The organism is Alginatibacterium sediminis (assembly GCF_003610775.1).
Lineage (GTDB): Bacteria > Pseudomonadota > Gammaproteobacteria > Enterobacterales > Celerinatantimonadaceae > Alginatibacterium > Alginatibacterium sediminis.
Genome location: NZ_RAQO01000009.1, coordinates 19,197 through 44,078, shown reverse-complemented (window position 1 = coordinate 44,078; position 24,882 = coordinate 19,197). Strand labels below are relative to the sequence as shown.

Sequence of the window (24,882 nt, the reverse complement as noted above, 5' to 3'; positions counted from 1 at the left end):
TAAACGGCTCTATATGAGCCGTTTTTTTATGCTTGTTTCGCGACTAAATGCGCTCGTCTTTATTCGTCAATGAAGCTGAAATCTTGCGGGTATTGATGATAACCATCAAAGTCGGCTTTACCTAGCTCAACACAGCACGATTTGGCAATCGTATATACCATAGTGTAGTGAAACATAAAGTTAGGAAACGCATATTGATACACGAACTCAAATGCGGGTAAATCGAGTTCGGCAAAACCCGCTTTTTCGCTCAGTTGTTGTTCCCACGCTCCTGTAGGTAACTCACCTAAATTTTTTAAATAGTCTCGGGTTGCAATAATTTCCTGAAACAATGCCTCATAGCTCGGCTGCTTTGCTTCAAAATTTGGTGTGATTCGCTGCCACAGGGGACAGCAGGCGCGAAGCGAAAAATTGACACATATATGTAACTGGGTTCTAAGGTCAAACATTTGCGGCTGCAGGCTTATGCCCAAAAAGCTCTGATTATTGTCATCACTAGCTTCGATGCGCGACAGCATATGTTCGAGCTGATTCAAATAATGTATAAACAGCAACTGTGGCTGTTGAGCTAAGCCTTGATTTAGCATATTAAGCAAATATCCTGTGCGCAAATTAGGGATTGGACAATTTAGTCCTTGCAACATACTACGCAATCTCTGAGCATAAGTGTTATTGATACTGAGAAGAAATTGACTATGCCAAACAAGGCCCTTGGTTTTACCCAAATTGCTTGCAATCCTAAAGGTGCCTTCGATGCTTTGTATATCCCAAAACAAGGTGGTGACATTCCAGTTGAACTGCGTGTGCCTGGCCCTAGCAATTTCGATCTAAACATATACCATATCAACGATCTGCACCAAAATCTGGTGAGTCATAGCGGCGGTGAGCGCACTGACAATATGGCCCTGATTGCAGCCTATGTAGCCCAGGTTCGCGAACAGCAAAGTGGACATCAAATCAACCTATTCATGAGTGCCGGCGACGAACATATCGGTAGTGTTTTTGACGAATTACTTGACCCGGAACCGGGTCATGTTGCGATTAGTGCCAGCTATCACTGTTTAAGCGCTGCGGGCCTCGATGCCTCGGTACTTGGAAATCACGAACTCGATAAAGAAACTGAGGCCGCCCAGCGCAGTATTAAAAATGACGCTCAGTTTGTGGTTCTCAGCGCAAACTTAAAGGGCTCACGCTTTAAAGCACAGCAACAACAAGTCGCAATTGCACTAGCGAACGGACTGCGAATAGGTCTGCTCGGGTTAAGTCCAGCAACTGATATATACTTACATACTCAAAGCGACCCAAGCTTAACTATTGCTGATGCTAAAAATTGCGTTAATCAGCATATCAAGTACTTAGATCCCTTTGTCGATTGTTGGATTATTCTGTCACACCTCGGTTACTGCGCTCCTGGTCAATATCAGAGACATCCAAGTGAGTTTGGGGATCTTGAGCTCATGGAGCAACTACATCACTTAAGCGATAAACCCAGCCTTATCGTTGGTGGGCATAGCCATAGCTGCTTAAACCAAAACCAGCTGGAGGCTATTAATCAACGCGGCAACTGCATGGTGGTACAAGCTGGCGCTTTTGCGAAGTACCTAGGACACGCACGTATAGTAAAAACAGCGGACTCGGCCTACACCAAGAGTGCTTGCCTAACCTCAATTACGCAACTAAAGGGAATGCCGAGCTTAAGTGCAGCGGCACAACGATTTCGTAAAACCTACCTTTCGCCTTTAGAGCAACGTTTAGAGCACAAGCTAGCGCTTGCGATTGCGCAAGCGCCTACGGATTCAGCCTTAAGTATTGCGTCGATTGCGAAAACCCGGTACTCCTCTGAATGTAGTCTCGCGAACTTTATGAACGACGCAATCGTCGCTCAAAGCCAACACTTTGCCCAAGGGCCGGTAGATATTGCAATCTTTAATGCCAGTGCTATCAGCGGTTTCACACTGCATCAGGATCTGCGCTACGCTGATATTTATTCAATGATGCCTTATGCGGACCAAATCATTGTCATCAGTATCAGTGGCAAACAGCTACAGCACCTGCTACAAAGCAACGCTCAGCGCTTATTTCATCCAAATGAGTTCATTGACTATGGCGGTAGATACGACCCAAATCAGCTTCTAGAACGTGGATTTTTACATTTTTCGGCTCAACTTCGCTATCGCTTAAAATCGACAAAGCAGTCCCAATCTCATACATTCGTTGATGCTCAGTTCAAGGGGGAGCCACTTGATCAAACTCGGACCTATAAAGTCGCAATCACTAGTTTTCTAGCCTATGGCAAAGGGTTTTGGAGTGGCGAAAGTGTTATTGACGAGTTAGCGATAAACCCTTTCAATTTAGCTGCGATCGCTCGTGAACATGGCATAGAAACAGGTTTGCTTTATCGCTCTGAACTTATCGATTTTATCAAAGGCCTGGCTAATAAACGAATCGACCACGAAAGCGGTGCTAAACTCGATGGTCGCGTAAGCTTTCTTTAATTATCGTTTGTTCGGTCGAAGTGCTCTCAACAAAAGACCAAGTGACAAGCCCCAAAATGGCGCGCTAAGCCCCATAAAAGAGAAGCTTGATGCAGTGACCAAGAAAGTAACTAGCGCAGCTTCGCGGTCGCTGGACGACTCGAAAGCTGCTTGCATACTATTTCCAATGGTTGCAAATAAGGCTATACCTGCCAACGCCGCAACCAAAGCCGGCGGACTTGCCGTAAAGAGGAGTATAATGGCTAAACCTGCAAACGCACTGAGCAGGTAAAAAACTCCAGCGCATGCGCTGGCTAAATAGCGGGTGCCTGGATTCTCGTCAGCATCCTCCGTCATACAAATAGCCGCAGTGATCGCAGCAAGTCCAATAGAAAAACAACCAAAAGGGGCTAGCAATAAATTCATAGCGCTGCTTACATTGAGCAATACTGACGTAGGTGGCTTGTAGCCTTTGGCCCGCATCACGGCTAGTCCCGTTATATTTTGCGAGCTTAAGGTCACTAGAAATAATGGGATCCCAACACCAATCATCCCGGCAATATTGAATTCAGGGTGAGTCCAAATCAACTTTGGTAATTGATAATCAAAACTCACCGCACTATATAAGTCTAAACTCCAGGTCAGCCCTAAACCGCACAGCAGCACCAACACAATGGCATAGCGCGGAGAATAGCGTTTTGCCAGCACATAACAAACTAGCATTAATGCCACCAGTAATGTTTGTTCTTGAAGATGCACAAAAACGTCGAGGCCAATGGGCAACAACACTCCTGCTAACAGCGCATTTGATAGTGAAGGCGGTATCAATTTCATTATGCGCTCGAGTAAGCCACTGAGCCCAAGAACGAGAGATAAAGCAGCCGCAAAGATAAAAATCCCACTCGCTTCGTTGACACTAAAATCGCCTAAACTAAGCGCTAGCAAGGCGGCGCCAGGGGTTGACCACGCCGTCAGTACTGGGATCTTTAACATCAAGGACAAACACAAGCTAGTAAGGCCCATCGCCAAGCCTAATGACAACAACCAAGAATTAAGCAGTGCGCCCTCAACACCACTCGCAGCTGCAGCTTGAAAGACTATGGCCACGGAGCTTGAGTATCCGACAAGTACAGCGATGAAGCCTGCACTTATATGTGAGAATCGTAAATCTGCTAACATCATAAATCCTTTTATAATGTGCTAAAAACCGGTTGAAGCCGAAGTTATGCTTTTGAAATAGAAGTGATCAGTGCTCCTATTAAGCGCTTAATCGAGTTTACGAATGCTCGGCTCTAGCTGTCCATCGATAACCATCAGGCAATCCATGCCCGCAGCAACAGCGGCTTGATACCCAATCTCTGTATCTTCCAATACCAAGCATTGCGCTGGCTCTAAGCCCAGGCCTTTGGCCGCAAGTAAGAAAGTATCTCCCGATGGTTTGCCATTGACAACATCGCAACTGGTAACGATAGCGTCAAATTTCTCCAAGAGATTCACTTGATTAAGCATCTCTATAGCGTGCTGTCGATTGGAGCCAGTTCCAAGTGCAATTTTTTGCCTACCAAAAGCTTGCTCAAACAGGGCATAGCTACTTGGAATTAGCTGCGGTGCTCTTGCTATCGCCTCCCAGTGCAATCGCTTACTCAGGCTGACAGCATCAACATCTAGGCTTAGATTAAAACGTTGATTGATGAGTTCTACGGTGCGATTGGTTGGTACGCCCCCTAAGCTATGTTGCCATTTCGCATCATAGGGGAAACCATATTCACTAGCGGTTTGCTCCCACGCTAACAAGTGGAAACCCATAGAATCAATCAGTGTTCCATCCATATCAAAGATAAGACCTTGATAATGCTTAATATCGTCTCGCATCACTTTTACTTTTTAATCGCTGGATTTTTCATTCTAGCCACTTACGCAAGGTTTACTAGTCTTGATATTCGCAGGCTCGTTTCTGCATGCCAAAAATGGCGGCGCAGACATGCAAGTGATACCAATCCCATTATATTTTTGGTCTTTTACTTGTTCTACTAAAACGCTTAGCTTTAGGAAGAAGCCGCGGTTATTATCGGTCTAATGACAAGAGATATGACGACAAGATTGGTGTTTTAGTCAAACAATAGTGATCAATAAATTACTGTGATTGGTAGAATAATAGACAGATTAAGGGCTGGAGCTGGCTGCGTTGTTTGACTTGGCTAGCTTTAATCGATAAATCGTCGAAAGTGTAACGGTAATATTAAAGACATCGTTAAAGATCGCTCCATAAGAGCCAACTAAACTTGAGTTAATCAACCATACGACGGTGCATAGCAGCATTGCGATACGTAATTGAATACCCGACAAAAAGAATAAAGCATAGCAACTAATAGCGCTGGCGAACCATGGCAATAGATCAATAGGGCTCTTATAAACAATTACACTGATAATGCTTTGGGTAATAAAGAAAGCCCAGAACCACTTGTGTCCGCTATGATTGATCGACCATAGTGCTCGAAAGGCATTGATGACCAAGTTAGCTGCGGCAACATAAGCAAACAATAAGCCGTACTGTAGGGCCAACAACAAGCATGCGACGGTTAGAAACACTCTAAAACGCTTATCTTTGGTTGTGGCGAAGGCGGCGATACTAAAGAAAAACGCTATAAAGCCTAAAACCTGAGCTACGGTATATTGATTAAATCCCCAAACGTCCATGAGCTTCCCTCAGAAGGTGAAAGCATACGCTAGCATTGATTTACTATTGATACACGAACATCTTCAATTGCTTGGGGTAAAGCGTGAGCATCCGCTAATTCACACGCTCGAAGCTATAGGAGAATCTATCGCCACTCCATTTGTCTTTCCATCAGAAAGTTATCCAGAGTAACGCCCTTTACCATCACTTGCTGAGCTTTAACTTGTTGAAAGTTAAAATTCTCAAAAAATGGTTTAGCAGTAATACTAACCTGGGAATACAGCCTTGTGATCTTGTGTTTGTTTGCTTGGGAAAGTACTTCTTGCATAAGTAAACGGCCATGACCTTGTCCTATATAGTCCTTGTGACAAAAGAAATGATCGATATAACCATCAGCTTGAAGATCGGCAAAGCCAAGGATTGTGTTTTGGTGCTCAAGAATCAAAGGATCCATTTGGCTAATACGTGTAAACCAAAACGACATATCCATGTCGTCAGGGGCCCAGGCTTTAAGTTGCTCCTGATTATAGTGGGCACAGTTCACGTTTCGAATCGTGTCGAACTTGAGTTGCCATAGAGCTTGTGAGTCCGATGCGTTAAAAGAACGTATTCGCATCTAGCCTGTAGTCCATTGCATGCCATTATTCTGTAAAGCAACACTAGGTGTGCTTTAGTCCTCTTGGCGAAGTTCGTGATCTTCTGGCAGTTGATTATAAAGCCACAACACTAATTTATGACGCATTTCAGGCCCATTGATTTTGTCTTGAGGAAGCGGGGTTATTTGTTTGTCTTGGCTAAGAAGTTGATAGACCACCGCGACTTTGTCTTTTTCGGAAGTGCCCTGTGGTAATGAGGCAAAGCCGCGCTGTTTTGCATAGCTCAACCCGACTAGTAACGCTTTTTTAAGAAGTTGTGCTTCGTGTTTAAATTTTTTCATAAATACAGCCTTTATGGTCTTTGCTACAGATTAACGCGTCTTGTTCATTTCTCTTAGTGCTGATTTAAGACAACGTTAGCTGAGTCTAAAATCAGCACCAAAAGAACACCATTTATTCGTGGTCAGACCATCATGATAAATGAGAATAAATTGACCTAAGTTAGCTTGTACAGCAAACAACTTCAGTCGATTATTCAATAGGATTTACACAGATTTTGGACATTGATGTCTAGTCACTCAACACTCAACGAAACCCGCTATCATGGACTCGATGCGCTAAGGCGTTTGCCATGTTACTTGGTCTTGTTTTTCACGCACCTAGTTAGTACTACATACCTAATATGACCGATGGACTTAGTAATTTGGAGTATCCAAAGCAAATATGCCGGCGATGGAACTTTGGTTAGATGTGCTAATCCAGTGGATTCACTGTTGGCGAATGCCAGTGTTTTTCCTACTTGCTGGTTTTTTTGCGGCGCTCATCGTTAACAAAAAAGGCTCACGTTATTTCGCCATTGACCGCTTGATACGATTGGCCCCTTGCTTAGTCATTTTCTCAAGCCTCGTCAATTTGCTAGACGGCCACTATTCAGGAAAGCTCGAGTACACTTGGTTTTTGTACTATTTACTAATAATAAGTTTAAGCTTCTCGATTCTTTATCGCCCTAATTTAGTTAGAACCAAATTCATATTTAAGTAGACACTTTTTACCATAGCAGCAACATCAAGCGTAGTATTGGTTTTGTTTATCTTAGGTGACTGGCTTGATAGCGGGGTTGTATCACCACCTAGCGCTTACAATGATTTCATGCTCGGCTGCCGGCTAAACTTTAGCCTTTGGTTTTTACTTGGTGTTGTGTTCTATCAGTATCAAAGCTTACTTAGTTTGCTAGCAAGTTTTAAGACCCTCGTAATACTGTTGGTATGCGCTTGCCTTGCGTTTCCCGCTGCCTATTTGAGCTCTGTAGGTGTCTTTGGTGACCTTAGAACTCAACCATATGCCCCACTTGAACTCATTATCCATTCACTCATTAAAAATCTGAACACCTTGAGTTGGGTGATGTTGATTATGGGTATAACCCTAAGTAGCTTTAATCACCCTAGCAAACTTATTCGTCTACTTGTCGAGATGTCCTACCCTATATACATCTTGCACTACATCCCAATTATATTAGTAAGTGCGATACTCATTGGGCAGGGGTTTTCTCAAGTGCTAGAGGTGAGTCTTGCACCATTGATTACCTTCTTTCTGTGTAGCGTACTTTACTGGGTATTTATCAAGTTCACACCATTGAACTGGATTATTAATGGTTACCACAAGTCTTGGTTTAAGTTAGGTGGTAGTACTTAGTTTTGCAGTATTGGAATGGGGTTTAGGCGGGCTTACAGCTGCTGTATTGCGCAGCAGCTTTTTTTTTTTGTTTACGCCTTTTTTAAGAACGCGCTCACTAATACAATCCGAGTACCGTTAACACGCCCTTCAATATGTTCAGGATTACTGGTTAAGGATATTCCGCGAACCATGGTGCCTCGCTTAGCGGTAAAGTTAGCGCCTTTAACCACAAGATCTTTGATTAAAGTTACGTTGTCACCAGCTTGCAGAACCGCGCCGTTACAATCTTTAGTCGGTGCGGTATCATCATCTTCATCCGCAACAGCGGCTTGAGCCCAAGCTTGCGCATCTTCATCTAGATAGAGCATATCAAGTAAATCTTGAGCCCAAGTTTCACTACTAATCCGCTTTAGCATTCGCCAAGCCATCACTTGCACAGCCGTTTCTTGACTCCACATGCTGTCGTTGAGACAACGCCAGTGGTTCAAAACAAGCTCAGTTGAGCCTTCGATTTGGCTTCGGCAGTTACTACAGGCTAACACGTGAGCAGACGCGCCACTGTATGGTGAATGGCTCACTTCTAAAGCGGCCAAATCTGTTTGCGCTCCACAAAGCTCACAACAGCTACTACGTTGCAGTAGTTCTTTTTCTAGCGACATTGTTCTCTCTCAACCATCAATTTTTGGCGATTATAGCACTTTGTGGAAAATGACATTATTTTTGTGGGGATTTTTCGAAAACTTAAGCTTAAGCAACCATAGAGCGGTTTCTTCCTAGGCGTTTTGCTTGATAAAGAGCCTTATCAGCACGATTGAGTACTTGCTCAATCGTATCATCGTCCTCAATCATCGCGATCCCAATACTGGTGGTGAACTTAAACTGAACCACGCCCGCATTAACATAAATGTGTTCGGTCACCTTACGCAAGCGCTCGGCACTTTGATGAGCTACAGCTATCTCAGCTCGGATCGCCAATACAAATTCCTCACCGCCAATACGTGCGAAAATATCCGACTCTCTTATCTCGGAGCTAATGCTTGCTGCAAACGTTTGCAATGCAACATCACCGGAGCTATGGCCATGGGTATCGTTAATCGTTTTAAAGTGGTCGATATCAAACATCAAGATTGCCATTGATTGACGATTACGCTGGCAACTACTCAGCATTGATTGAGCATCTTTAAAAAAACTGCGCCGGTTTCGCAACCCGGTTAAAGAGTCGGTGCGCGCTTCGAGCTCTGCGGTTTGTTTAGCCAATTGCAATTCTTTAGTGCGCTCAAGAACCACCCGCTCAAGCTCTTCTTTAGTTGTTTCCAAGCGATGTCGATAGCTTTTTTCTGCTAGCTCTTTTGATTGACGCAAGCGGTAAAGATGAACTCCCATTGCCAAACTAATAGCTATCATTTCCAAATAGCTCGCTACAATAGGCCAATAATAGCTTACAAAATTATGCTCAACGAAGCCTAAATCTCGCAAGCCTTGCGCGAACAGACCACTCACCAAAATTAGCCATGCTAACGAATAGACCATGCCATTGGTCGATCCCTGTGCCCAGCGGCGCAGTGCTATCACCGAGATAATTGGATAAAGCAATAAGGCCAGCGTCATCAATCCAGTAGCCATGGCAGAATCACGCATAAGCGCTGCACCAATGAGTAATAATGAATTGAAGATCATCAGCCACAATAATTTGTCTAAGCGTGGGGTTTTCTTTGCTGTATCTAGAAATTCTCGTGCAAAAACTAACCCAGCGAAGATAGTGATACCACCAGACAAGGACATATAGCTCCAGTGGAAACTATCTCGCAGTACGTACATGTGGGTATAACCCAGCACTGTTGGCCAAACGATTACTTTTGCCAAAGCATAAAAGAAGTAGGCAAAATAGATTCGGTCCTTTATTGCAAAACCACCGACTAAAGCGATGATGGCAATCAGTAATAAACCACCAACCAGCAACGCTATTCCAAGTTGCTCTATACTCTGAACATAACGGAACTTGTCTGGCTGCCAGAGTCGTAAATCTGGATAGACAAAACCTTTGGGATCGGAAGCAAAACGAAAATAGAATTCGTGGGTTTCACCAGCACCAATTTCTACAAAGCTAACGAATCGAGGGTGACTAATCAATCGCTCAGAAAAGGGTTCTAACATCGATTGGTGGGCAACTAGTTTAAACTCGGAATTACCATAGTTTCTCTGATATCCATCGAGAAAAACTAACTGATGATCAACATATTCTAGAAACAGGCGTTGGGGACTATCACCCGTGTTGTGAAGTTGAAAGCGAGACCATATTGCCCCACTTTTGGATCCAGTGGAGCCTTTTGATTCTAAGGTTTTAAACCGATCATCTGCTGCAGCTTGCCGAGCATCAGATAATAAAGCGCCACCGGCAGGATCGTGCCATATTTTAAAATGACCTTCCAAGCGCTGGTTATTAGTAGTATTATCGATTTTCAAAGCCGGAAGTGCAAACGCAAGATTGGCCGTGACCAACTGGAACAATAAAATAAAAATCAAGACCGAAATGTGCTTAACCCGCACAATGCTTTTCAACAAACCACTCACATCCTTTGTGAACTAACAATAACTTAGCGGGGTTTACCCGGTTAAAATGATGTAGCTCAATTAACATCAAGCTTTCAAGCCGATCAGATTAACATATTCGAGGCTAAGGATCTGCTAAAAGCAAACCTCAACATGACCAACTTCTATTTGCTTATGGTTGCGGATAACTGGCTGAAGTAAGTCCTCACATCCGGCTTGTTTCAACGTTCGCTCATCGATCGCGCCAAGCTTATTTAGAATTCCAGATAAGATGGCTTCAGCACCTCGAAAGGCCCCATCATCACTTTTGACTGCGATCCCAAGCTTTTGGCTGCGAACGAAAGCACAGAATATTCCTTCCGCGCCAATCTTGACAAAAATGTCCTCAGCAAAGGCCCCCATCATTACACTGCAGTAACGCTGTGTCCCTGCAACCATGTGCGGGTGATGACGAGTCGCATGACTTAAACGTGCCATTGCCGCCCCCAGTTTCTTATCGTTCATACGACTAGGCTCAGAAAATTTCTGCATCATCTCAGCAATACTTCGTAGTGGCATTGCCCAAGTTGGAATTGAACAGCCATCAATGCCTACCGGAGCATGCGATAAATTCAGCTGGGCTAAGTCTTCAAATTGCCGACGAATAATTTGTTGCAAAGGATGGCTGAGTTGAGAATAGCCTTGTAAGGGATGTTTGGAATATTTTGCCATGGCCAACAAACCCGCGTGCTTGCCCGAGCAATTGTTATGTCGAGCATCTGCATGCAAGCCTTGTCTCGCGAGTTCTCGCCCAGCCGCTTCAAACATTGGCCAGTGAATCCCACACTCCAAAGCCTTCGGATCAACATCAATTTTGTCAAATATAGACGCTAGTATTTCAATGTGTTCAGACTCGGCGCCATGGGATGAGCAAATTAAAGCGAGCTCTTGGTCCGTAAACCCAAAATAGTCTGCGGCGCCGCTGGTGACTAATGGAAGCGCTTGAATAATCTTAACCCCGGAACGCGGATACACTTTTTGCTCAATATCCCCGGCCTTCAACACAACATTTGAATGCTGGTCAACAACGCAAAAGGCACCGCGATGACGGCTTTCAACGAGCTCGTTTCGATAAACTTCTATCAGGCAGGGATTGGCGTCCATGAGTCTAAGATCCTTTTAATAACAATCGTATAGCTTATCAACAAAGTCCAATATCTAGCAATCAAGCTGGTGACGACTAGCCGCCGGTACGATCACCGCCCATAAAAAAGCCACCCGAAGGTGGCTTAGTTCTTGTGTTACCAAGTCGGAAGTTATTTAACTGACCCAGTCATCCCCGCTACAAATTGTTTCTGCATGGCAAAGAATACTGCCAAGGTCGGGATAGTGGCGACTACGGTACCGACCATAATCACCCCAAAATCAGGGAAATATGCCGATGACAATGACGATAGCACCAAGTTAATTGTTTTTAGCTCTGCTGATTGCAAGACAATCAAAGGCCACAAGAACGCGTTCCAAGACGTCATAAACACGATGATGAATGCCGCCGCGTAGGTTGAACGCATCACTGGCCAATATACAAACACGAAGATCCGCCACTCTTTAACGCCGTCAACGCGCGCCGCATCAATGAGCTCTTTAGGGAACACCTTAGTGCACTGGCGGAAATAGAATACGATGAACACTGATGCAATAGTTGGCAGCATCACTGCAAAGTGAGTATCCAATAAATTGGCTTTGGCCATCATCGTAAACAAAGGAATCATCAGTGCAGCAAACGGAATCATCATTGTCAGCAACAAGGCATTATAGACCTTGTCACGATTTCGGCTTTTGTAGACTTCAAAGCCATAGCCGGCCATTGACGAAATAATCAAGGTAAAGACAGTACTCAAAATCGCAATTTTGGAGGTGTTATAAAACACTAATCCCAAATCGACCTGCGTATTTAGCTTGGTAAGGTTCTCCATTAACGACGAACCAAAGCTCAACTTTCCAGAGTTAATGTCCGCCGTTGAATTAGTACTAGAGACCAGCATCCAATAGAACGGAAACAAAGACACAAATGCACTAATACTTAAAAATACGTACAAAGCGAGGCGAGAAAACTTATGTTTGTTCATGTTTACTTATCCTTCGCCATTTTGAATTGAAGAAGCGCCAATATCGCGGCAAAAAATACGATTACATAAGACACCGTAGCTGCATATCCAAAGTTCGGTACAAATTTAAACGACAAGTTATAGATGTACATCGACAAGGTCATCGTACTGTCTGCCGGACCACCTTGGGTTATGTTCATCACCTCGTCAAACAACTGCAAGGTACCAATTGTCGACATGACTGTGGTAAAGAGAATCACCGGTTTAAGCAAAGGTACAGTAATGTAAAAGAACTGTTTTATTGCTCCAACACCTTCCAAGCGAGCAGCTTCGTATATTGATTTATCGATGTTTTGCATCGCTGATAAATAGAAAATCATGTTGTAGCCGGTCCAGCGCCAGGTTATCGCTAAAATAATGGTTACTTTGGCCCAAAAAGGGTCCGTCAGCCAAGGAATTGGGTCACTAATGATGCCGGTCCAAAGCAACGAAGCGTTGATGATACCTTCGTAAGAGAACATGCTCTTAAACAGAATCGAGTAGGCGACCAGCGAAGTAACACAAGGCAAGAATATCGCTAATCTGAATAAACCTCGAAATCTCAGATTAGGGGTGTTCAGACAAGACGAAAGCGCCAGCGACAATAGAATCATTGCCGGCACTTGAATAATTAGGAATATAAAGGTGTTACTAAGTGCTTTGATAAAAACCGGATCGTTAAACAGTCGGGTGATGTTACCAAAACCCACAAACTCGGTCACAATCCCTCGCCCAGAATGCAATGAAAGCCATAATGAATTTAGAATTGGGTAGATCATAAATAGGGCAACTAGCGCTACCGCACCGCCGACAAAGGTCCATCCATTGATGTCGTAAAAACGATGAAAGCTTCCATGAGAACCCTGCTTCTTTTTAGGGTTTTCTGGAGCAGAAGAGAGCTGCTGTGAAACAGAACTAGACATAGGAGCAACCTGTGTTCAAAGGTGGAGACACTGCCCAGCATAGTTGCTGGGCATTTTAGACTACGTTTTAGGGCTATTGGATTTGGTTTTTCAACTGCTGCTCAATGCGTTCTAAAACCGTGTCGACATCAGTACCTTGCAACAAAGCAGGTAGTTGAGCGGACAACGCTGCATCAGCTTCATAGGTGTACATGCCGTAGTTCACTTTAGGAATTTGAGCAGTCCAATCAGAGAAATCAGAGTAAACTTTTTGACCTGCAAAGAATGCATCTTCAGTTTGGTAAGCCGCACCTTCACCAGCACCTAAATAAGAACCAACTGCACCGCGATCAACCAATATTTTTTGGTAGAACTCTTTGTCTTGGGTATAGATTTCATTTAGGAAGGCAATGGCAGCATCTTTGTTTTCTGAGCTGTTAAGCACATACCAACTAGAACCACCCAAGTTAGACGTCTGTGTTGCGCCTTCAACGGTTAAACGAGGTGTTGGTGCAACAGCCCACAAACCACTTTGATCAGGATTAGACTTCACTGAGCCAGTAATCCAAACACCCGTAGTAATACTAGCCACTTGGCCACTATTAACGGTACCAACCCATTCTGACCAACCCATCGTTGGGCGAGCAATTCCAGATTTAGTCATGTCACGAATCAATTCTAATGACTCTTTAAGTGCAGCATTGTTTTTGATATCAACGTTACCGTCTTTATCAAAATACCAGCTACCAGCAGACTGCATCATCACACGGATAAGGCCTGGATCGTTAGGATCGTTACCTAGCATTTCTTTACCGGTTTTTTCTTTCACAACTTTACCGATTTCGATAAAGCGCTCCCAGGTAATGTCTTGCAAGTCTTCAGCAGTAAAACCCGCATCAGCAAGGATGTCGGTACGATAATACATACCCGTTACACCCGTATCGAATGGGATGCCATAAACTGAATCGCCAATGGTCATCACATCGACTTTGTAAGGGGCAAAGCTGCTGTAATCAACTACTTTTTCCATGGCTGCGAATGCACCAGGATAGGCCTGTAAGTATTTCTGAGCGTTGTAATCTTCGATAAGCACAATATCTGGCAAGGTTTTAGTCATACCAGAAGCCAAACTTGTGTGGAGTTTTTGTTCTAAGCTATCTTTGGCCGTATCTTCAACTTTAACCGTAACGTCTGAATGCATAGCGGTATAACGTTCACCGGCTTCATTCATGATTGCTACATTAAAGTTTGGATCCCATGCCCAAACAGATAATTCGGTAGCTTGTGCAACAGCACCTGCCATTGAAAAACCAACAGCTGTTGCGACAATTCCTTTCACCATAGCGTGAGTCATTATTGTATTACTCCAATATTTGTAGGGTTTTGAAAACGTCTTCAGTATTAAAGATCACTTTAAGTAAAACAATAGAATATTTAGTAAAGATTTATCTTTTTAGACACGCGTAACAGATTTATTTAGTAATTAAATGTTTTTTACTAAAAAGTGGCACTGTTCACAGATTATCTTTTGAAACTGATCGCTCGGTCAGCAAAGCTGCTTTGGATCGACAAAGTCGAGGTTTTTAGGAAAGCTTTGTCGCCAACTTAGACTGGTTGCCAAACTGATATTGGCAGCAACGCGGCGACCCGCTTGATATTGAAAGAACAAATCAATGGCTGCAGAACCCATTTCTTTAGTAAAAACTTTCATGCTGGTAAGGCTAGGAACTAAATGCTCAGCATTTGGAATGTCATTGAGACCAATCACTGAGATTTGCTCTGGTATTGAAATGCTTTGCTCATGTAAGGCTCTCAACACGCCGACAGCCATTGAGTCGCTCGCTGCAATGATGACTTCAGGTAAGGGATTCAACTTAAGTAACTGTTGGGCTTGTCGATAGCCAGATTCCACACTAAAATCTTCAACCAAACAGTAGTCTGATTGAAACAGACCTTGCTCTCGCATGCGCTCTACAAACACCTTTCGGCGGATTTCTCCAAGCGGCGTATTAAACTCACTGAAGTTTTCATGTCCACCAACAAAGGCCACCACTTCAAAGCTTCGTTTAAATACCTCGTCCATGATCCGATTCATTGCCCGTTCAATATCAAACACGACAGAATCAACTCCATCAATATCAGGACAAGCATCCACAAACACCACATATTTGGCGTGCTCACAAACAAACTCAATTTCGTGTTTCTCAAAGCGACCTATTGCAACAACACCATCGACACTTGATATAAAATCTTTGTATTCAGATAGTTGGCTTTTGTTAATACGCTCTAGTGCAATTTTTTCACTCTCACAACGTTGCTCTAAACCCATACGAATTGAAATGTAGTAAGGGTCTTGCAGCTCGTCACTTGATGACAAGAAGTGCATGACGGCCAGCTTGTAACCTTTTTTATTGGACTCATTTTTGGGTGGCGAGATGAACGGAAGATCGGCAGCTGGATGCTGTCCAGCCCTTCGCTGACGAGGCGTACTGTAGTCCATATCACTAGCAATCTGGTGAATACGAACCCGCTTAGTTTCGCTGATAGACAAACTGGTATCGGCATTGAGCACTCGAGAAACGGTCGCGCTTGAAACACCAGCGGCGAGTGCAATGTCTTTAATCGTTGTCATCAGAAAGTCCGTTCAGTTAATCGTTTGTCTATTAAGCCTTTGTCGTTAACAAATCTCAACAATTTAGTAAATATTTACCCCGATAATGAGATTTGGCTTACAAAATTTCATCATTAGACCTACTTATTTGGGCAAACATTTTGCGCCGCGCTGGATTTTAGTTGCGGCTTATGAGAAAAAGTTACCCTTAAGATTTACGCACACAGTTAAGGACAACAATGCCCGCTTTCGAAATCTACGCCGGCTCACAAGCCAAAGCGACCATTGCCAAACACGGCTTCAAGGCCGAGCTATTTGGTGCTGTACTTGGGGCAAGCGGCGGCCCTAAGTGGTTTATTCTAAAAGGTTTAGATCAATTTCTATTTGGGTCATGGTTACAAAATATAGACCACCCCATTGAATTGCTGGGCTCTTCCGCAGGGGCATTCCGATTTGCCAGTTTAAGCCAATCCGATCCAGTGGGGTCAATTGAGCGTCTGGCACAACGTTATTCCACTACTGTCTATTCAGCTAATCCAAGTGCTCGTGAAATCACCGATCACGCTCAGCAATTGCTAAACTATGTTCTAGGAAACAATGGCGTTAGTGAAATACTGGGCAATACAAAGTTTCATAGTCATTTTGTCGTCGCTCGCTGTCTTGGACTCGTTGCCTGCGATCAACCCGCGTTGCAAGTTCTCGGTCTAGCTCAAAGCTTTGCACTTAATCGTTTAAATCGTCGTCATCTTAAACGCCAGTATCAGCGAGTATTGTTTTCTCACCCGCAGAGTCAATTAACAATCAACGACCCCTATCAAATCCCAACTCAGAATGTCGAACTAAGCCAGCAGAACTTATTCTCGGCGCTGATGGCTTCGGGATCAATACCGATGGTGCTTGAAAGTGTAAGAGATATTCCGGGTGCAGGGCCAGGTATCTATCGTGATGGTGGCATTGTTGATTATCACTTTGATCTTGATGTGGGCTTAAATTCAGACCCGACGAAGGATGGTTTTCTAACCTTATATCCGCATTTCCAAGCGCAAGTTAAAGCTGGCTGGTTTGATAAATCTTTGAAGCGTCCTGTTTGCGAAAAACACTATCGGAATGTGGTGATGATCTGCCCAAGCTCTGAGCTGGTGAAGTCGCTACCTTATGGGAAAATATCGGACCGCAAAGACTTTAGCGAGTTAAGTCCAGAGCAACGCTTGCCATACTGGCAAACGGTACTCGAGAAAAGCCACCAGCTTGCTGATGAATTCGAAGTCTGGCTAGAGCAGCCAAACCTCGATGATATTCGCCCACTACCCTTTCTCTAGTTCAAGGTACTTGGCCTGAATATCACGGGACTTCCAATACTGTTGATGGTGATTCAGTTTAGTGCTGAAGTGTAAGTAGTTTTGCTTAGTATCTAAACTCCAGGCCACTTCAGCGTTTGCGCAAACTCGAGGAAACACCATGTATTCGAAGCGCTCTTTAGTCGTAATAAGCTCACTCCACAGCTGACTCTGAGTACCAATGATTAAAGCCTGCTGCGCTTGGCTCAAACTAGAGTCTCTAGCCTGCCATTCATAAGCTTGTTTGAGGTTGATAGTACCGGCCCAGTGAAATCCTGGCTCGAGTGGACTGTTATCCCAGGCCATATCCAAATAGGCATGTTGCGCTGGGCACTGCACCACGCGATAGCCTTTGTTTGCGCACTCGAGGCCAACTTCAATTCCATTCCAAGCATAGACAATAGCACTTGTATCAAGCTGATGGTGGGCAATCTCCTCCCAACCAGCAAGTAGCCGCTGGCGCTGATTTAGATGTTGTTGCAAATGCTGAAATAAATAGCTTTCGGCCGTTTTTTGCTTACCAATCGCCAGTTCACTTACCGCAGGCGAGTGTTGCCATACTCCTTTTGGTACTTCATCACCCCCCAAATGAATAACAGAACTTGGGAAAAGAACACAGACTTCGTCAAGTACAGTTTCAAGAAATTCAAGTGTCGAAGTTAAACCAGGGTTAAGCACATTATCGTTATAGAACTGGACTGACTGGTATGTTGATTGGTCTTGAGCTTCTACAAGTAGCTCTGGTAGCGCCAGAATTGCAGCACGGGCATGGCCAGGAATATCAATTTCAGGAATGACTTCAATCTGAAGCATTGCCGCATAGCTCAAAATATCGCTAACCTCAGCCTGGGTATAATAACCGCCACTTTTGCCAGCACCACTACCAAATTGAGAACACAAGGCTAGTCCTTCTCCGCGCCAGGCTCCTATTTCACATAACTGAGGATAAGCCTTGATCTCCAGACGCCATGCCTCATCGTCGGTCAAATGCCAATGGAAACGATTCAATTTGTAAAAAGCCATCCAATCGAGCAGCATTTTGATACGATTAAGGGGCTGAAAATGACGTGCACAATCAAGCATTTGTCCGCGATAGTCATATCTAGGGCAGTCTTGAATCAATTGAGCTTCAATGACATCGGGTTGATTCATTAGTAACTGAGACAAGCTGACCAAAGCGTAAAACCGACCGCTCTCGCTGGACCATGCAATGTGCCAGTTTTGCCCTTGTAGCTCCAGGGTATACCCCTCTGTTTCTAGGCTTTGATCGTATTCAAAAGAAAGTAATATATCGCCATTCCCAACCTTTCCGGCATCACTATTGCAAAAAGTTAAACCCGCATTCTGCCTCGAAACCCAGGCCAACTGTTGGTCTAAAAGTGTTTCATTCGACTCACACAATATACGCAGTGGCCACGTTATAACGATGGTTTGTTCGATATAGTCGAGTTTTGCAGGCTCAGGAACAATGATGTCTCGACCGGCAGGCTTAAGTTTACATGCTTCAATTTTGGGGCTGTCTTGCAAGATTTCTACATTCAGCTCCATCACCAGTTGAACTTGCTTATGTTCGAAATTTAAATAGCTACTACTTGGAAAATCACTGAGACGCAAATAAGCCGCTTGTCGCGTAAGTAAACGCCAACACAGGCTCGAATTGGAGGTAACTGACTGTGTAAACGGAATAACCAAATGCGAGCCGATTTGCGAGAACACTGGGCTTTCAGTTTTGTCCTCAATGCCACGATTAGGCTGACTAAGTTCTAAGCTGTCTGTCCAACGCGCAACATCTATGTGCAAGCTCATCGGCTTTATCACCGCATCACTATCATTGATCAGCGTGATGCTTAATTCCTGTTCGCCAATTTCATTTTTTAGCAAAGTGACGTTTAACCGCAGTGCTTTCATTGTTCCACCTAAATTTGCCACGGACTAAGTCTGCCCGGATTGTTATTTCTGACGACTAGCTATGTAAAAAACAGCGAACAAAATGGCGCTCGCTTAAGGCTACCACCGGCGGTAACTGCTGGCGACATTGCTCACTGACATGCTTACAGCGTCCTGCAAAAGGACAACCGCGACTATGCGGTGTCCACAGTGGAATTTCACCGCGTTCTTCAGCGAGCGTGCCGCCATGAATACTCTGTTCTGGATTGGGCACCGCTGACACCAATAACTGAGTATAGGGATGTTGAGGATGATGAATGACCTCGTCAGTATCGCCCCATTCCAGCATATGCCCTACATACATCACTCCAATGTCTTCAGCAAGATAACGTGCAGTAGCGATATCATGGGTGATGTACATCATGGCAAGGTCTTGTTCCGATTTCATTTCTTCCATAAGATTTAGAATACCAAGACGAATAGACACATCTAACATCGACGTTGGTTCATCAGCCAACATCACTTGTGCACCAACCGCAAGGTTGCGAGCAATATTGACTCGCTGGCGTTGTCCACCGCTGAGCTGATGCGGATATTTTTGAGCCGTTTCGCTGGCTGGATTTAAACCCACTTGCTCAAGAATAAACTCAACTTTGTCACGCAGCTCATGCTTACTGAATTTGTTGTGCAGGAGCAAGGGCCGCGCTACGTGATGAAAAATAGTGTGTACCGGGTTGAGCGAACCAAAAGGGTCTTGGAACACCATTTGAACATTACTGCGATACTCAAGTTCGGCTTTACGGCCCTTAAATTCATTGATATCACGTTGATTAAACAAGACTTGCCCTGCATTGGCTTTATGCATTTTGGCGACAATCTTAGCTACCGTGGATTTGCCGCTACCGGACTCACCAACGATTGCTAGAGCACGGCCTTTATGCAGTTTAAAACTGACGTCGTTTAAGGCTCTCATGCTTTTACGCTGCAGGCCTTGGCGGCTTATTTCAAAGTCTTTAACAATATTATTGGCTTCGATTATTGCTGTTTGCATAAACTAACTTCCTCAGCAGTAATGGGGGCGAGGGCACTGTCATGGCGGTGGCAAGCAGCCCAATGTTGGTGTTGCAGTTCTTTGAGAGAGGTAGCCACCCGTTCACAACGAGCGTGTTTAAACTCACAACGGCTTTGGAAACGGCAACCTTCTGGTACCTCTAGCAGGTTAAGAGGATGTCCCGGTATTCCTTCTAAGCGTTTTTTAGGACCCAACATTGGTGGAAATGATTGGCCCAAACCATAGGTGTATGGATGTAAAGGCTGTTTAAATATCGACTTTGCCGGAGCGACTTCTACAAGCTCACCAGCGTACATAATGCCAATGCGATCGCAAAACTCGACCATCAAACTCAAGTCATGGGTTATAAATAGAATAGAGAACCCAAATTGCTCCTTAAGCTGATAGATCTTTTGTAAAATTTCGCGTTGCACAACAACATCTAATGCGGTGGTTGGTTCATCCATCACTATCAGCTTGGGTTTTAAGGCCAAGGTTATTGCTATAACCAAACGTTGCCGCATACCGCCAGAAAACTGATGAGGATAATCACGTAATCGGTCAGGGTGAATATCAACGATATTCAACAGCTCCTTGGCACGTGATATTGCCTGTGCGCGACTTATATCTTCATGCGCCATCAACACATCACAAAACTGCTCCTCAACTCTCAGTACTGGGTTGAGTGAATTCATGGCGCTTTGAAACACCATAGAGCATTGAGCCCAACGAAACGCTTGTAATTCCTGATCACTAAAAGCTAATACATCTTTACCATCAAATAACACCTCACCTTCGCTAATAAACGCCGGTGGTTTATGCAATCTAGAAATAGAGAATGCCACGGTACTTTTGCCACATCCTGACTCCCCAGCCAGCCCAAACACCTCTCCTGGAGCAATTTCAAAACTCACGTCACTAACCGCTCGAACATCGCCAGCGTCAGTAATGTAGTCGACACATAGGTTATTGACCTGCAATAAAGCTGATTGCTGACTCATAATGGCACCTGCTGTTGTTTGGCTAGTGATTGCTTGCCTGCTTCCAAAATCTTTTTGCGCTGCGCTTGTTTAAGCTTCCAACGTTTTAGACCGGTGTGTGAACGTAGCGCTGGATTAGCAATCTCATCAACCGCAAAGTTCATCAAGGCTAGACCTGCACCCACCATTGCAATCGCGATACACGGTGCAATTACTTCCCACCATGCGCCAATTAAAATCGCTGAGGTATTCGACATGTTATAAAGCATAATTCCCCAGGTGACTGCCGTTGGGTCACCTAAGCCTAAAAACTCCAACGTGGCTTCAAGCATGATGGAGTAGATAACCGCCCCAATAAACGCAGCCCCAATGATAGAAATAAGATTAGGTAAAATTTCAACCAAGATGATGCGCCACGCCGGCTCACCTAACACTTGAGCGGCACTAACAAATTCCTTTTCTCGTATAGCCATCGTTTGCGCCCGTATCACACGCGCACTCCAGGCCCAGGAAGTACAGCCAATAATAATGGCAATGACCAGCGGGCTGGCTTCGCCAATAAATGCAGCGAGCACCATCAACAGCGGCAGCTGAGGAATAACCAGCATGATGTTCATCATTGAACTAAGCACTTCGTCAACCACACCGCCAAAATAACCGGCGGTAATACCAAAACCAATTGCCAATACGATAACTAAGGCGCCAGCCCCAAAACCCACCGCTAGCGACGTTCTGCCACCATAAGCGAGTTGAGCAAACACATCTCTGCCCATGCGTGTTGTCCCCATGATATGTTCGGCACTAGGGCTTTGATGGGGTCGAGAGACACGCTTTGTTGGTGAGTAGTCACTAAATAGGGGCGCAGCAACAGACAGCACCACAAAGAACAATACAATGACTAATCCGATACTAGCTTTACGGTTCCCTAGCAACAACTTGAGAAAGTTCATGCGCTACCTCCATGCTTCAAACGAGGGTCTAAAAACAGGTATAAAATATCGGCCATAAAATTGAAGAACAACATGAACAAAGTCATCACTAATAGCTGGCCTTGTATCAATTGATAATCACGAGCGAGTATGGCGTTGTAAAGAACCGTACCTAAGCCTGGATAGTTGAATATCACTTCAACAACCATTGCACCGCCAATCACCATACCCAATGCCATCGAAAGCGACGTAACGCTCGGCAACACTGCATTACGAGCGCCATAATTGAGCATCACTCGCAATTGGCTCAGGCCTTTGGCTTTGCCCATGGTGATGTAATCTTCATTGAGCAAATTGATCATATTGTTGCGCATCGGAATTAGAAATCCTCCGAGCTGAACAATAAAGACTGTGAACACGGGTAAGATAGCGTGCGCCGCTACGTCAGATATAAACAACCACGAAAATTCAGGGGTGAGCTCAGGGCTAAAAGCATAGCCCGAGGGCAACCATTGCAAAGTCACGCCAAACACAAACATAAACAACAAACCAAAAACAAGCTGCGGGGTTGCTTGTAAAATAAGCGACAGTGGCGAGACAATTGAGTCAAACCAACCACCACGGTTCCATGCAGCCAAAATCCCAAGCAAACTCCCGACGATAAAAGCAAGCAAGGTGCCCGCACCGGTCAGAAACAAAGTCCAACCAAAGGCTCTGCCCAAAATGGTACTTACCGTTTCTGGAAACGATTGAACGGAGGTGCCTAAGTCTCCTTGGAAAACGCTGCTAACGTAGCTAAAAAATTGTTGAATTAAGGGGCCATCAACAAACCCAAAGGTTTGACGAAGCGCTTCGATTTGATCGTAGGTCATCATTGCTCCGCGGCCGCCGAGCATTGCGGTAACAGGATCGCCAGGCATCAATCTAGGCAGCATGAAGTTGATCACAACAGCCACCATAAATGCGGCAAGATAAAAAAACAGGCGTCTTAGAATAAATCCCATAGTGAGCCTCAAGCTATAGTCACTTAGCCAATCAAGCGCTAAGGTGCCTTAAAAAAGGAGGCGTGTCTCCACGCCTCAAAAGAGGAAGGTAGAACTAAATAAGTGGACTATCTTGGTTTAAGTGCAAGAACGTGTAGTAAACGCTCTGGTTGATCTGGCCATACAACTGGCACCGCTTGTGGGTTCGCTTCACTAAACCAGCCACTGAATCGTTTATCATTAAATTGATAAAGATATACTGTACTCATGGTAGGGATAGTGGTTTGATTGGCCCCTATTCGGTATTGAATATCTTGCATGATTTTCACTTGTTCTGCGCTATCAGCAGTCTTAGTGAAGGAGTCAATTAAGCTATCAAGCTCAGGGTCTGCGTAGTGATGGGCGCCAAAGCGGTCTTTATCAGCCATTGACGAATGGAAGCCAGTTTGGAAATAGCGATACGGGGTTGCACCACCAAAGTAATTCGTAAATGCCGCGTCAAAATCTGCAGATTTCATGTTTTCAGTTAAGGTGACGAACTCAGGCGTTGAGACACTAGCATCAACTCCCAATTCTTGCAGTCCTTCCACGCCAATTTGGGCTGTCGAGACGAAGTCACTCCAACCGTTAGGCACAATCACCTTAAAACTAATTTCTGCGCCACTTGGCGTATTCAAGAAACCATCACCATCGGTATCTTTGTAACCTGCATCGCTTAGAAGCTGTTTAGCACCCTCCAAATCATAACGATTGTATTGACCAAACTCGGCATCAACTTGAGGGTTATTCCAGCTCGCGAATTGCTCGCCTAATCCAGAAGCATATTGGTTTGTAGACCAGTAACCATAACCCGCAATATCAACTACTGCTTGACGATCTACTGTCATTGAAAACGCGCGTCGAAAATTTATATCATTAAAGGCTTCGCGGTTGCCAGGATTAGGTGATTTGAAATTAACTAAGAAAGACGCAGAACCTGCAGCTGGATACCAATAGTTGTAACTTGGGTTAGCACTGATTAGAACCCTATCAATGTCTGGAATAAACGATGATGTCCAATCTAACTCTCCTTTAATCGCCGCAGCCAATAACTGGTCATTGGTAGCGATTTGAGGCATTTTCAAACAATCAATATCGAGATTTTCAGCATCGTAATAATGAGGATTGGCACACTGTACATAGAGCTGAGCGGTGAAACTATCGATTTCAGTAAATGGCCCGGTTCCAACTGGCGTCTCATTCTTGAAGGTAGTTGGGGAGTCTATCTGAGACCATATATGCTGCGGTACAATTGGCACTCGAACAATCTTATTCGCAATGGTTGTATCCACATTCTTAAGCTTAATCGCGACTACATTTTCACCTTCAATACTTACTGACTCAATACGGTCTGCTAACGCTTGCGTATCCAAAACGGGGTCTTTTTTGATTTGTTCGAAAGAATACAACACGTCTTTGGCACTAAATTGTTCGCCATCGGACCACTTAACCCCGTCTCTGATGGTGAAACGAATCGTTTTTAGATCATCCGAAAATTCGTGGGCGGTCGCAAGTCGGTAGTGAGCTTGATTGCCTTTTAAAGCATTGAATACAACCAAGGGCTCATAAATAAATTGAAACGTGGTGGCTCGCTTGTTTGCGGTTAAATAGGGGTTGAAGTTACGGTCCCAAGCGGTTCGTTGCTCAGCAACTAATGTCAGTTCACTGCGCTCAGCTGCGAGTGAATCTGCACTAGCTAGTGTACCTAAACCTATGAGTACTGCAGTCCCTAATATTGAGAGCTTATTAAACATATTGCATCCTTTCATCATTTTAACTTAGGTGTCGGTTCGGCTAAATGCACTGCGCCCCAACCAAGAACAAGATACAAACCATGCGATATTATTGCTTGGCCTGCCCTACTAGCTAAAGTTATTTCTCGATGCGAATCAACATTTCATATCGTTAATTTCGTTAAGCAATTTGCGGGTTTCGTCAAAAACGTTAAAAGTTTATTTTAAACATTATATTTCAATCGTTTAGCTTAGATTGAGAACACCTAATCAAACTAAAAATGTCATTTTAAAATGCGAACTGAGAACTAGATCTTGAACACCAATAGTGAC

General features: G+C 44.3%; 21 protein-coding genes and 1 pseudogene. 3 read left to right on the top strand and 19 right to left on the bottom strand.

From position 1 onward, the window contains the following. Positions 1-59 precede the first annotated feature (59 nt). Positions 60-644 carry a DUF1993 family protein gene (locus DBZ36_RS16570; RefSeq protein ID WP_120356089.1) on the bottom strand — a complete coding sequence of 195 codons (585 nt, stop codon included), beginning with the start codon at positions 642-644 and terminating at the stop codon, positions 60-62. Positions 645-695: 51 nt separating this feature from the next. On the opposite strand from DBZ36_RS16570, the gene DBZ36_RS16565 reads away from it, so the two are divergent. After that, entirely contained in the window at positions 696-2,495 is a 1,800-nt protein-coding gene (locus tag DBZ36_RS16565) for a bifunctional metallophosphatase/5'-nucleotidase (protein ID WP_120356088.1), read from the top strand. Here DBZ36_RS16565 and DBZ36_RS16560 read toward each other — a convergent pair whose 3' ends face one another. From DBZ36_RS16560 to DBZ36_RS16540, 5 genes are all read right to left on the bottom strand, one after another. Then, complete coding sequence (locus DBZ36_RS16560; RefSeq protein WP_233558174.1) at positions 2,496-3,653, bottom strand: benzoate/H(+) symporter BenE family transporter; 1,158 nt, start codon at positions 3,651-3,653, stop codon at positions 2,496-2,498. It abuts the gene before it with no gap. An 87-nt stretch (positions 3,654-3,740) separates the two neighbouring features. Further along, on the bottom strand, positions 3,741-4,346 hold the full coding sequence (locus DBZ36_RS16555; RefSeq protein WP_120356086.1) for an HAD family hydrolase: 606 nt from the start codon (positions 4,344-4,346) through the stop codon (positions 3,741-3,743). A gap of 291 nt (positions 4,347-4,637) precedes the next feature. Beyond that, positions 4,638-5,171, bottom strand: a complete 534-nt coding sequence (locus tag DBZ36_RS16550) for a YgjV family protein (protein WP_120356085.1) — start codon at positions 5,169-5,171, stop codon at positions 4,638-4,640. 125 nt (positions 5,172-5,296) lie between these two features. Beyond that, positions 5,297-5,767, bottom strand: coding sequence for a GNAT family N-acetyltransferase (locus DBZ36_RS16545; RefSeq protein WP_120356084.1), 471 nt, complete (start codon positions 5,765-5,767; stop codon positions 5,297-5,299). A 54-nt stretch (positions 5,768-5,821) separates the two neighbouring features. Then, complete coding sequence (locus DBZ36_RS16540; RefSeq protein ID WP_120356083.1) at positions 5,822-6,088, bottom strand: DUF5062 family protein; 267 nt, start codon at positions 6,086-6,088, stop codon at positions 5,822-5,824. Positions 6,089-6,470: 382 nt separating this feature from the next. Between DBZ36_RS16540 and DBZ36_RS20775 the strand changes: the two are divergent. Then, positions 6,471-7,439 (top strand): annotated as a pseudogene (locus tag DBZ36_RS20775) (acyltransferase family protein). Between the two features lie 71 nt (positions 7,440-7,510). On the opposite strand, the gene DBZ36_RS16525 reads toward DBZ36_RS20775, so the two are convergent. The 7 genes from DBZ36_RS16525 to DBZ36_RS16495 all read right to left on the bottom strand — a co-directional run bounded on the left by DBZ36_RS16525 (position 7,511) and on the right by DBZ36_RS16495 (position 15,631). Further along, positions 7,511-8,080, bottom strand: a complete 570-nt coding sequence (locus DBZ36_RS16525; protein ID WP_120356080.1) for a PhnA domain-containing protein — start codon at positions 8,078-8,080, stop codon at positions 7,511-7,513. Positions 8,081-8,168: 88 nt separating this feature from the next. After that, complete coding sequence (locus DBZ36_RS16520; protein WP_120356363.1) at positions 8,169-9,983, bottom strand: diguanylate cyclase; 1,815 nt, start codon at positions 9,981-9,983, stop codon at positions 8,169-8,171. A 123-nt stretch (positions 9,984-10,106) separates the two neighbouring features. Next, complete coding sequence (locus DBZ36_RS16515; RefSeq protein ID WP_120356079.1) at positions 10,107-11,114, bottom strand: asparaginase; 1,008 nt, start codon at positions 11,112-11,114, stop codon at positions 10,107-10,109. A 152-nt stretch (positions 11,115-11,266) separates the two neighbouring features. Then, positions 11,267-12,079 carry a carbohydrate ABC transporter permease gene (locus tag DBZ36_RS16510; protein WP_120356078.1) on the bottom strand — a complete coding sequence of 271 codons (813 nt, stop codon included), beginning with the start codon at positions 12,077-12,079 and terminating at the stop codon, positions 11,267-11,269. A 2-nt stretch (positions 12,080-12,081) separates the two neighbouring features. Beyond that, positions 12,082-13,020, bottom strand: a complete 939-nt coding sequence (locus DBZ36_RS16505; RefSeq protein ID WP_120356077.1) for a carbohydrate ABC transporter permease — start codon at positions 13,018-13,020, stop codon at positions 12,082-12,084. Between the two features lie 73 nt (positions 13,021-13,093). Further along, positions 13,094-14,353, bottom strand: coding sequence for an ABC transporter substrate-binding protein (locus tag DBZ36_RS16500; protein WP_120356076.1), 1,260 nt, complete (start codon positions 14,351-14,353; stop codon positions 13,094-13,096). A 192-nt stretch (positions 14,354-14,545) separates the two neighbouring features. After that, positions 14,546-15,631, bottom strand: coding sequence for a LacI family DNA-binding transcriptional regulator (locus DBZ36_RS16495; RefSeq protein WP_120356075.1), 1,086 nt, complete (start codon positions 15,629-15,631; stop codon positions 14,546-14,548). 218 nt (positions 15,632-15,849) lie between these two features. Here DBZ36_RS16495 and DBZ36_RS16490 point away from each other — a divergent pair, with 218 nt between their 5' ends. Next, complete coding sequence (locus tag DBZ36_RS16490) at positions 15,850-16,929, top strand: patatin-like phospholipase family protein (RefSeq protein WP_120356074.1); 1,080 nt, start codon at positions 15,850-15,852, stop codon at positions 16,927-16,929. Here DBZ36_RS16490 and DBZ36_RS16485 read toward each other — a convergent pair. The 6 genes from DBZ36_RS16485 to DBZ36_RS16460 form a co-directional block, all read right to left on the bottom strand. Next, complete coding sequence (locus DBZ36_RS16485) at positions 16,915-18,855, bottom strand: beta-N-acetylhexosaminidase (RefSeq protein WP_120356073.1); 1,941 nt, start codon at positions 18,853-18,855, stop codon at positions 16,915-16,917. The genes DBZ36_RS16490 and DBZ36_RS16485 overlap by 15 nt on opposite strands. 55 nt (positions 18,856-18,910) lie before the next feature. Beyond that, positions 18,911-19,885 carry an ABC transporter ATP-binding protein gene (locus DBZ36_RS16480; RefSeq protein WP_120356072.1) on the bottom strand — a complete coding sequence of 325 codons (975 nt, stop codon included), beginning with the start codon at positions 19,883-19,885 and terminating at the stop codon, positions 18,911-18,913. Continuing rightward, positions 19,870-20,886, bottom strand: a complete 1,017-nt coding sequence (locus DBZ36_RS16475) for an ABC transporter ATP-binding protein (RefSeq protein ID WP_120356071.1) — start codon at positions 20,884-20,886, stop codon at positions 19,870-19,872. Before DBZ36_RS16475 ends, DBZ36_RS16480 begins: the two co-directional genes overlap by 16 nt. Then, the gene (locus tag DBZ36_RS16470; RefSeq protein WP_120356070.1) at positions 20,883-21,815 is read right to left on the bottom strand and encodes an ABC transporter permease; all 933 of its coding nucleotides are present in this window, start codon (positions 21,813-21,815) and stop codon (positions 20,883-20,885) included. Before DBZ36_RS16470 ends, DBZ36_RS16475 begins: the two co-directional genes overlap by 4 nt. After that, positions 21,812-22,798 carry an ABC transporter permease gene (locus DBZ36_RS16465; protein WP_120356069.1) on the bottom strand — a complete coding sequence of 329 codons (987 nt, stop codon included), beginning with the start codon at positions 22,796-22,798 and terminating at the stop codon, positions 21,812-21,814. Before DBZ36_RS16465 ends, DBZ36_RS16470 begins: the two co-directional genes overlap by 4 nt. Before the next feature lie 107 nt (positions 22,799-22,905). After that, positions 22,906-24,570, bottom strand: a complete 1,665-nt coding sequence (locus tag DBZ36_RS16460) for an ABC transporter substrate-binding protein (RefSeq protein ID WP_120356068.1) — start codon at positions 24,568-24,570, stop codon at positions 22,906-22,908. Positions 24,571-24,882 lie beyond the last annotated feature (312 nt).

Excerpts from the sequence above, each read along its gene's own strand:
- DBZ36_RS16545 (WP_120356084.1), bottom strand. The coding sequence starts at position 5,767 with ATGCGAATACGTTCTTTTAACGCATCGGACTCACAAGCTCTATGGCAA.
- DBZ36_RS16555 (WP_120356086.1), bottom strand. The coding sequence starts at position 4,346 with ATGCGAGACGATATTAAGCATTATCAAGGTCTTATCTTTGATATGGAT.
- DBZ36_RS16570 (WP_120356089.1), bottom strand. The coding sequence starts at position 644 with ATGTTGCAAGGACTAAATTGTCCAATCCCTAATTTGCGCACAGGATAT.
- DBZ36_RS16540 (WP_120356083.1), bottom strand. The coding sequence starts at position 6,088 with ATGAAAAAATTTAAACACGAAGCACAACTTCTTAAAAAAGCGTTACTA.
- DBZ36_RS16525 (WP_120356080.1), bottom strand. The coding sequence starts at position 8,080 with ATGTCGCTAGAAAAAGAACTACTGCAACGTAGTAGCTGTTGTGAGCTT.
- DBZ36_RS16510 (WP_120356078.1), bottom strand. The coding sequence starts at position 12,079 with ATGAACAAACATAAGTTTTCTCGCCTCGCTTTGTACGTATTTTTAAGT.
- DBZ36_RS16500 (WP_120356076.1), bottom strand. The coding sequence starts at position 14,353 with ATGACTCACGCTATGGTGAAAGGAATTGTCGCAACAGCTGTTGGTTTT.
- DBZ36_RS16470 (WP_120356070.1), bottom strand. The coding sequence starts at position 21,815 with ATGAACTTTCTCAAGTTGTTGCTAGGGAACCGTAAAGCTAGTATCGGA.
- DBZ36_RS16485 (WP_120356073.1), bottom strand. The coding sequence starts at position 18,855 with ATGAAAGCACTGCGGTTAAACGTCACTTTGCTAAAAAATGAAATTGGC.
- DBZ36_RS16515 (WP_120356079.1), bottom strand. The coding sequence starts at position 11,114 with ATGGACGCCAATCCCTGCCTGATAGAAGTTTATCGAAACGAGCTCGTT.
- DBZ36_RS16490 (WP_120356074.1), top strand. The coding sequence starts at position 15,850 with ATGCCCGCTTTCGAAATCTACGCCGGCTCACAAGCCAAAGCGACCATT.
- DBZ36_RS16495 (WP_120356075.1), bottom strand. The coding sequence starts at position 15,631 with ATGACAACGATTAAAGACATTGCACTCGCCGCTGGTGTTTCAAGCGCG.
- DBZ36_RS16460 (WP_120356068.1), bottom strand. The coding sequence starts at position 24,570 with ATGTTTAATAAGCTCTCAATATTAGGGACTGCAGTACTCATAGGTTTA.
- DBZ36_RS16465 (WP_120356069.1), bottom strand. The coding sequence starts at position 22,798 with ATGGGATTTATTCTAAGACGCCTGTTTTTTTATCTTGCCGCATTTATG.
- DBZ36_RS16475 (WP_120356071.1), bottom strand. The coding sequence starts at position 20,886 with ATGAGTCAGCAATCAGCTTTATTGCAGGTCAATAACCTATGTGTCGAC.
- DBZ36_RS16560 (WP_233558174.1), bottom strand. The coding sequence starts at position 3,653 with ATGTTAGCAGATTTACGATTCTCACATATAAGTGCAGGCTTCATCGCT.
- DBZ36_RS16550 (WP_120356085.1), bottom strand. The coding sequence starts at position 5,171 with ATGGACGTTTGGGGATTTAATCAATATACCGTAGCTCAGGTTTTAGGC.
- DBZ36_RS16505 (WP_120356077.1), bottom strand. The coding sequence starts at position 13,020 with ATGTCTAGTTCTGTTTCACAGCAGCTCTCTTCTGCTCCAGAAAACCCT.
- DBZ36_RS16565 (WP_120356088.1), top strand. The coding sequence starts at position 696 with ATGCCAAACAAGGCCCTTGGTTTTACCCAAATTGCTTGCAATCCTAAA.
- DBZ36_RS16480 (WP_120356072.1), bottom strand. The coding sequence starts at position 19,885 with ATGCAAACAGCAATAATCGAAGCCAATAATATTGTTAAAGACTTTGAA.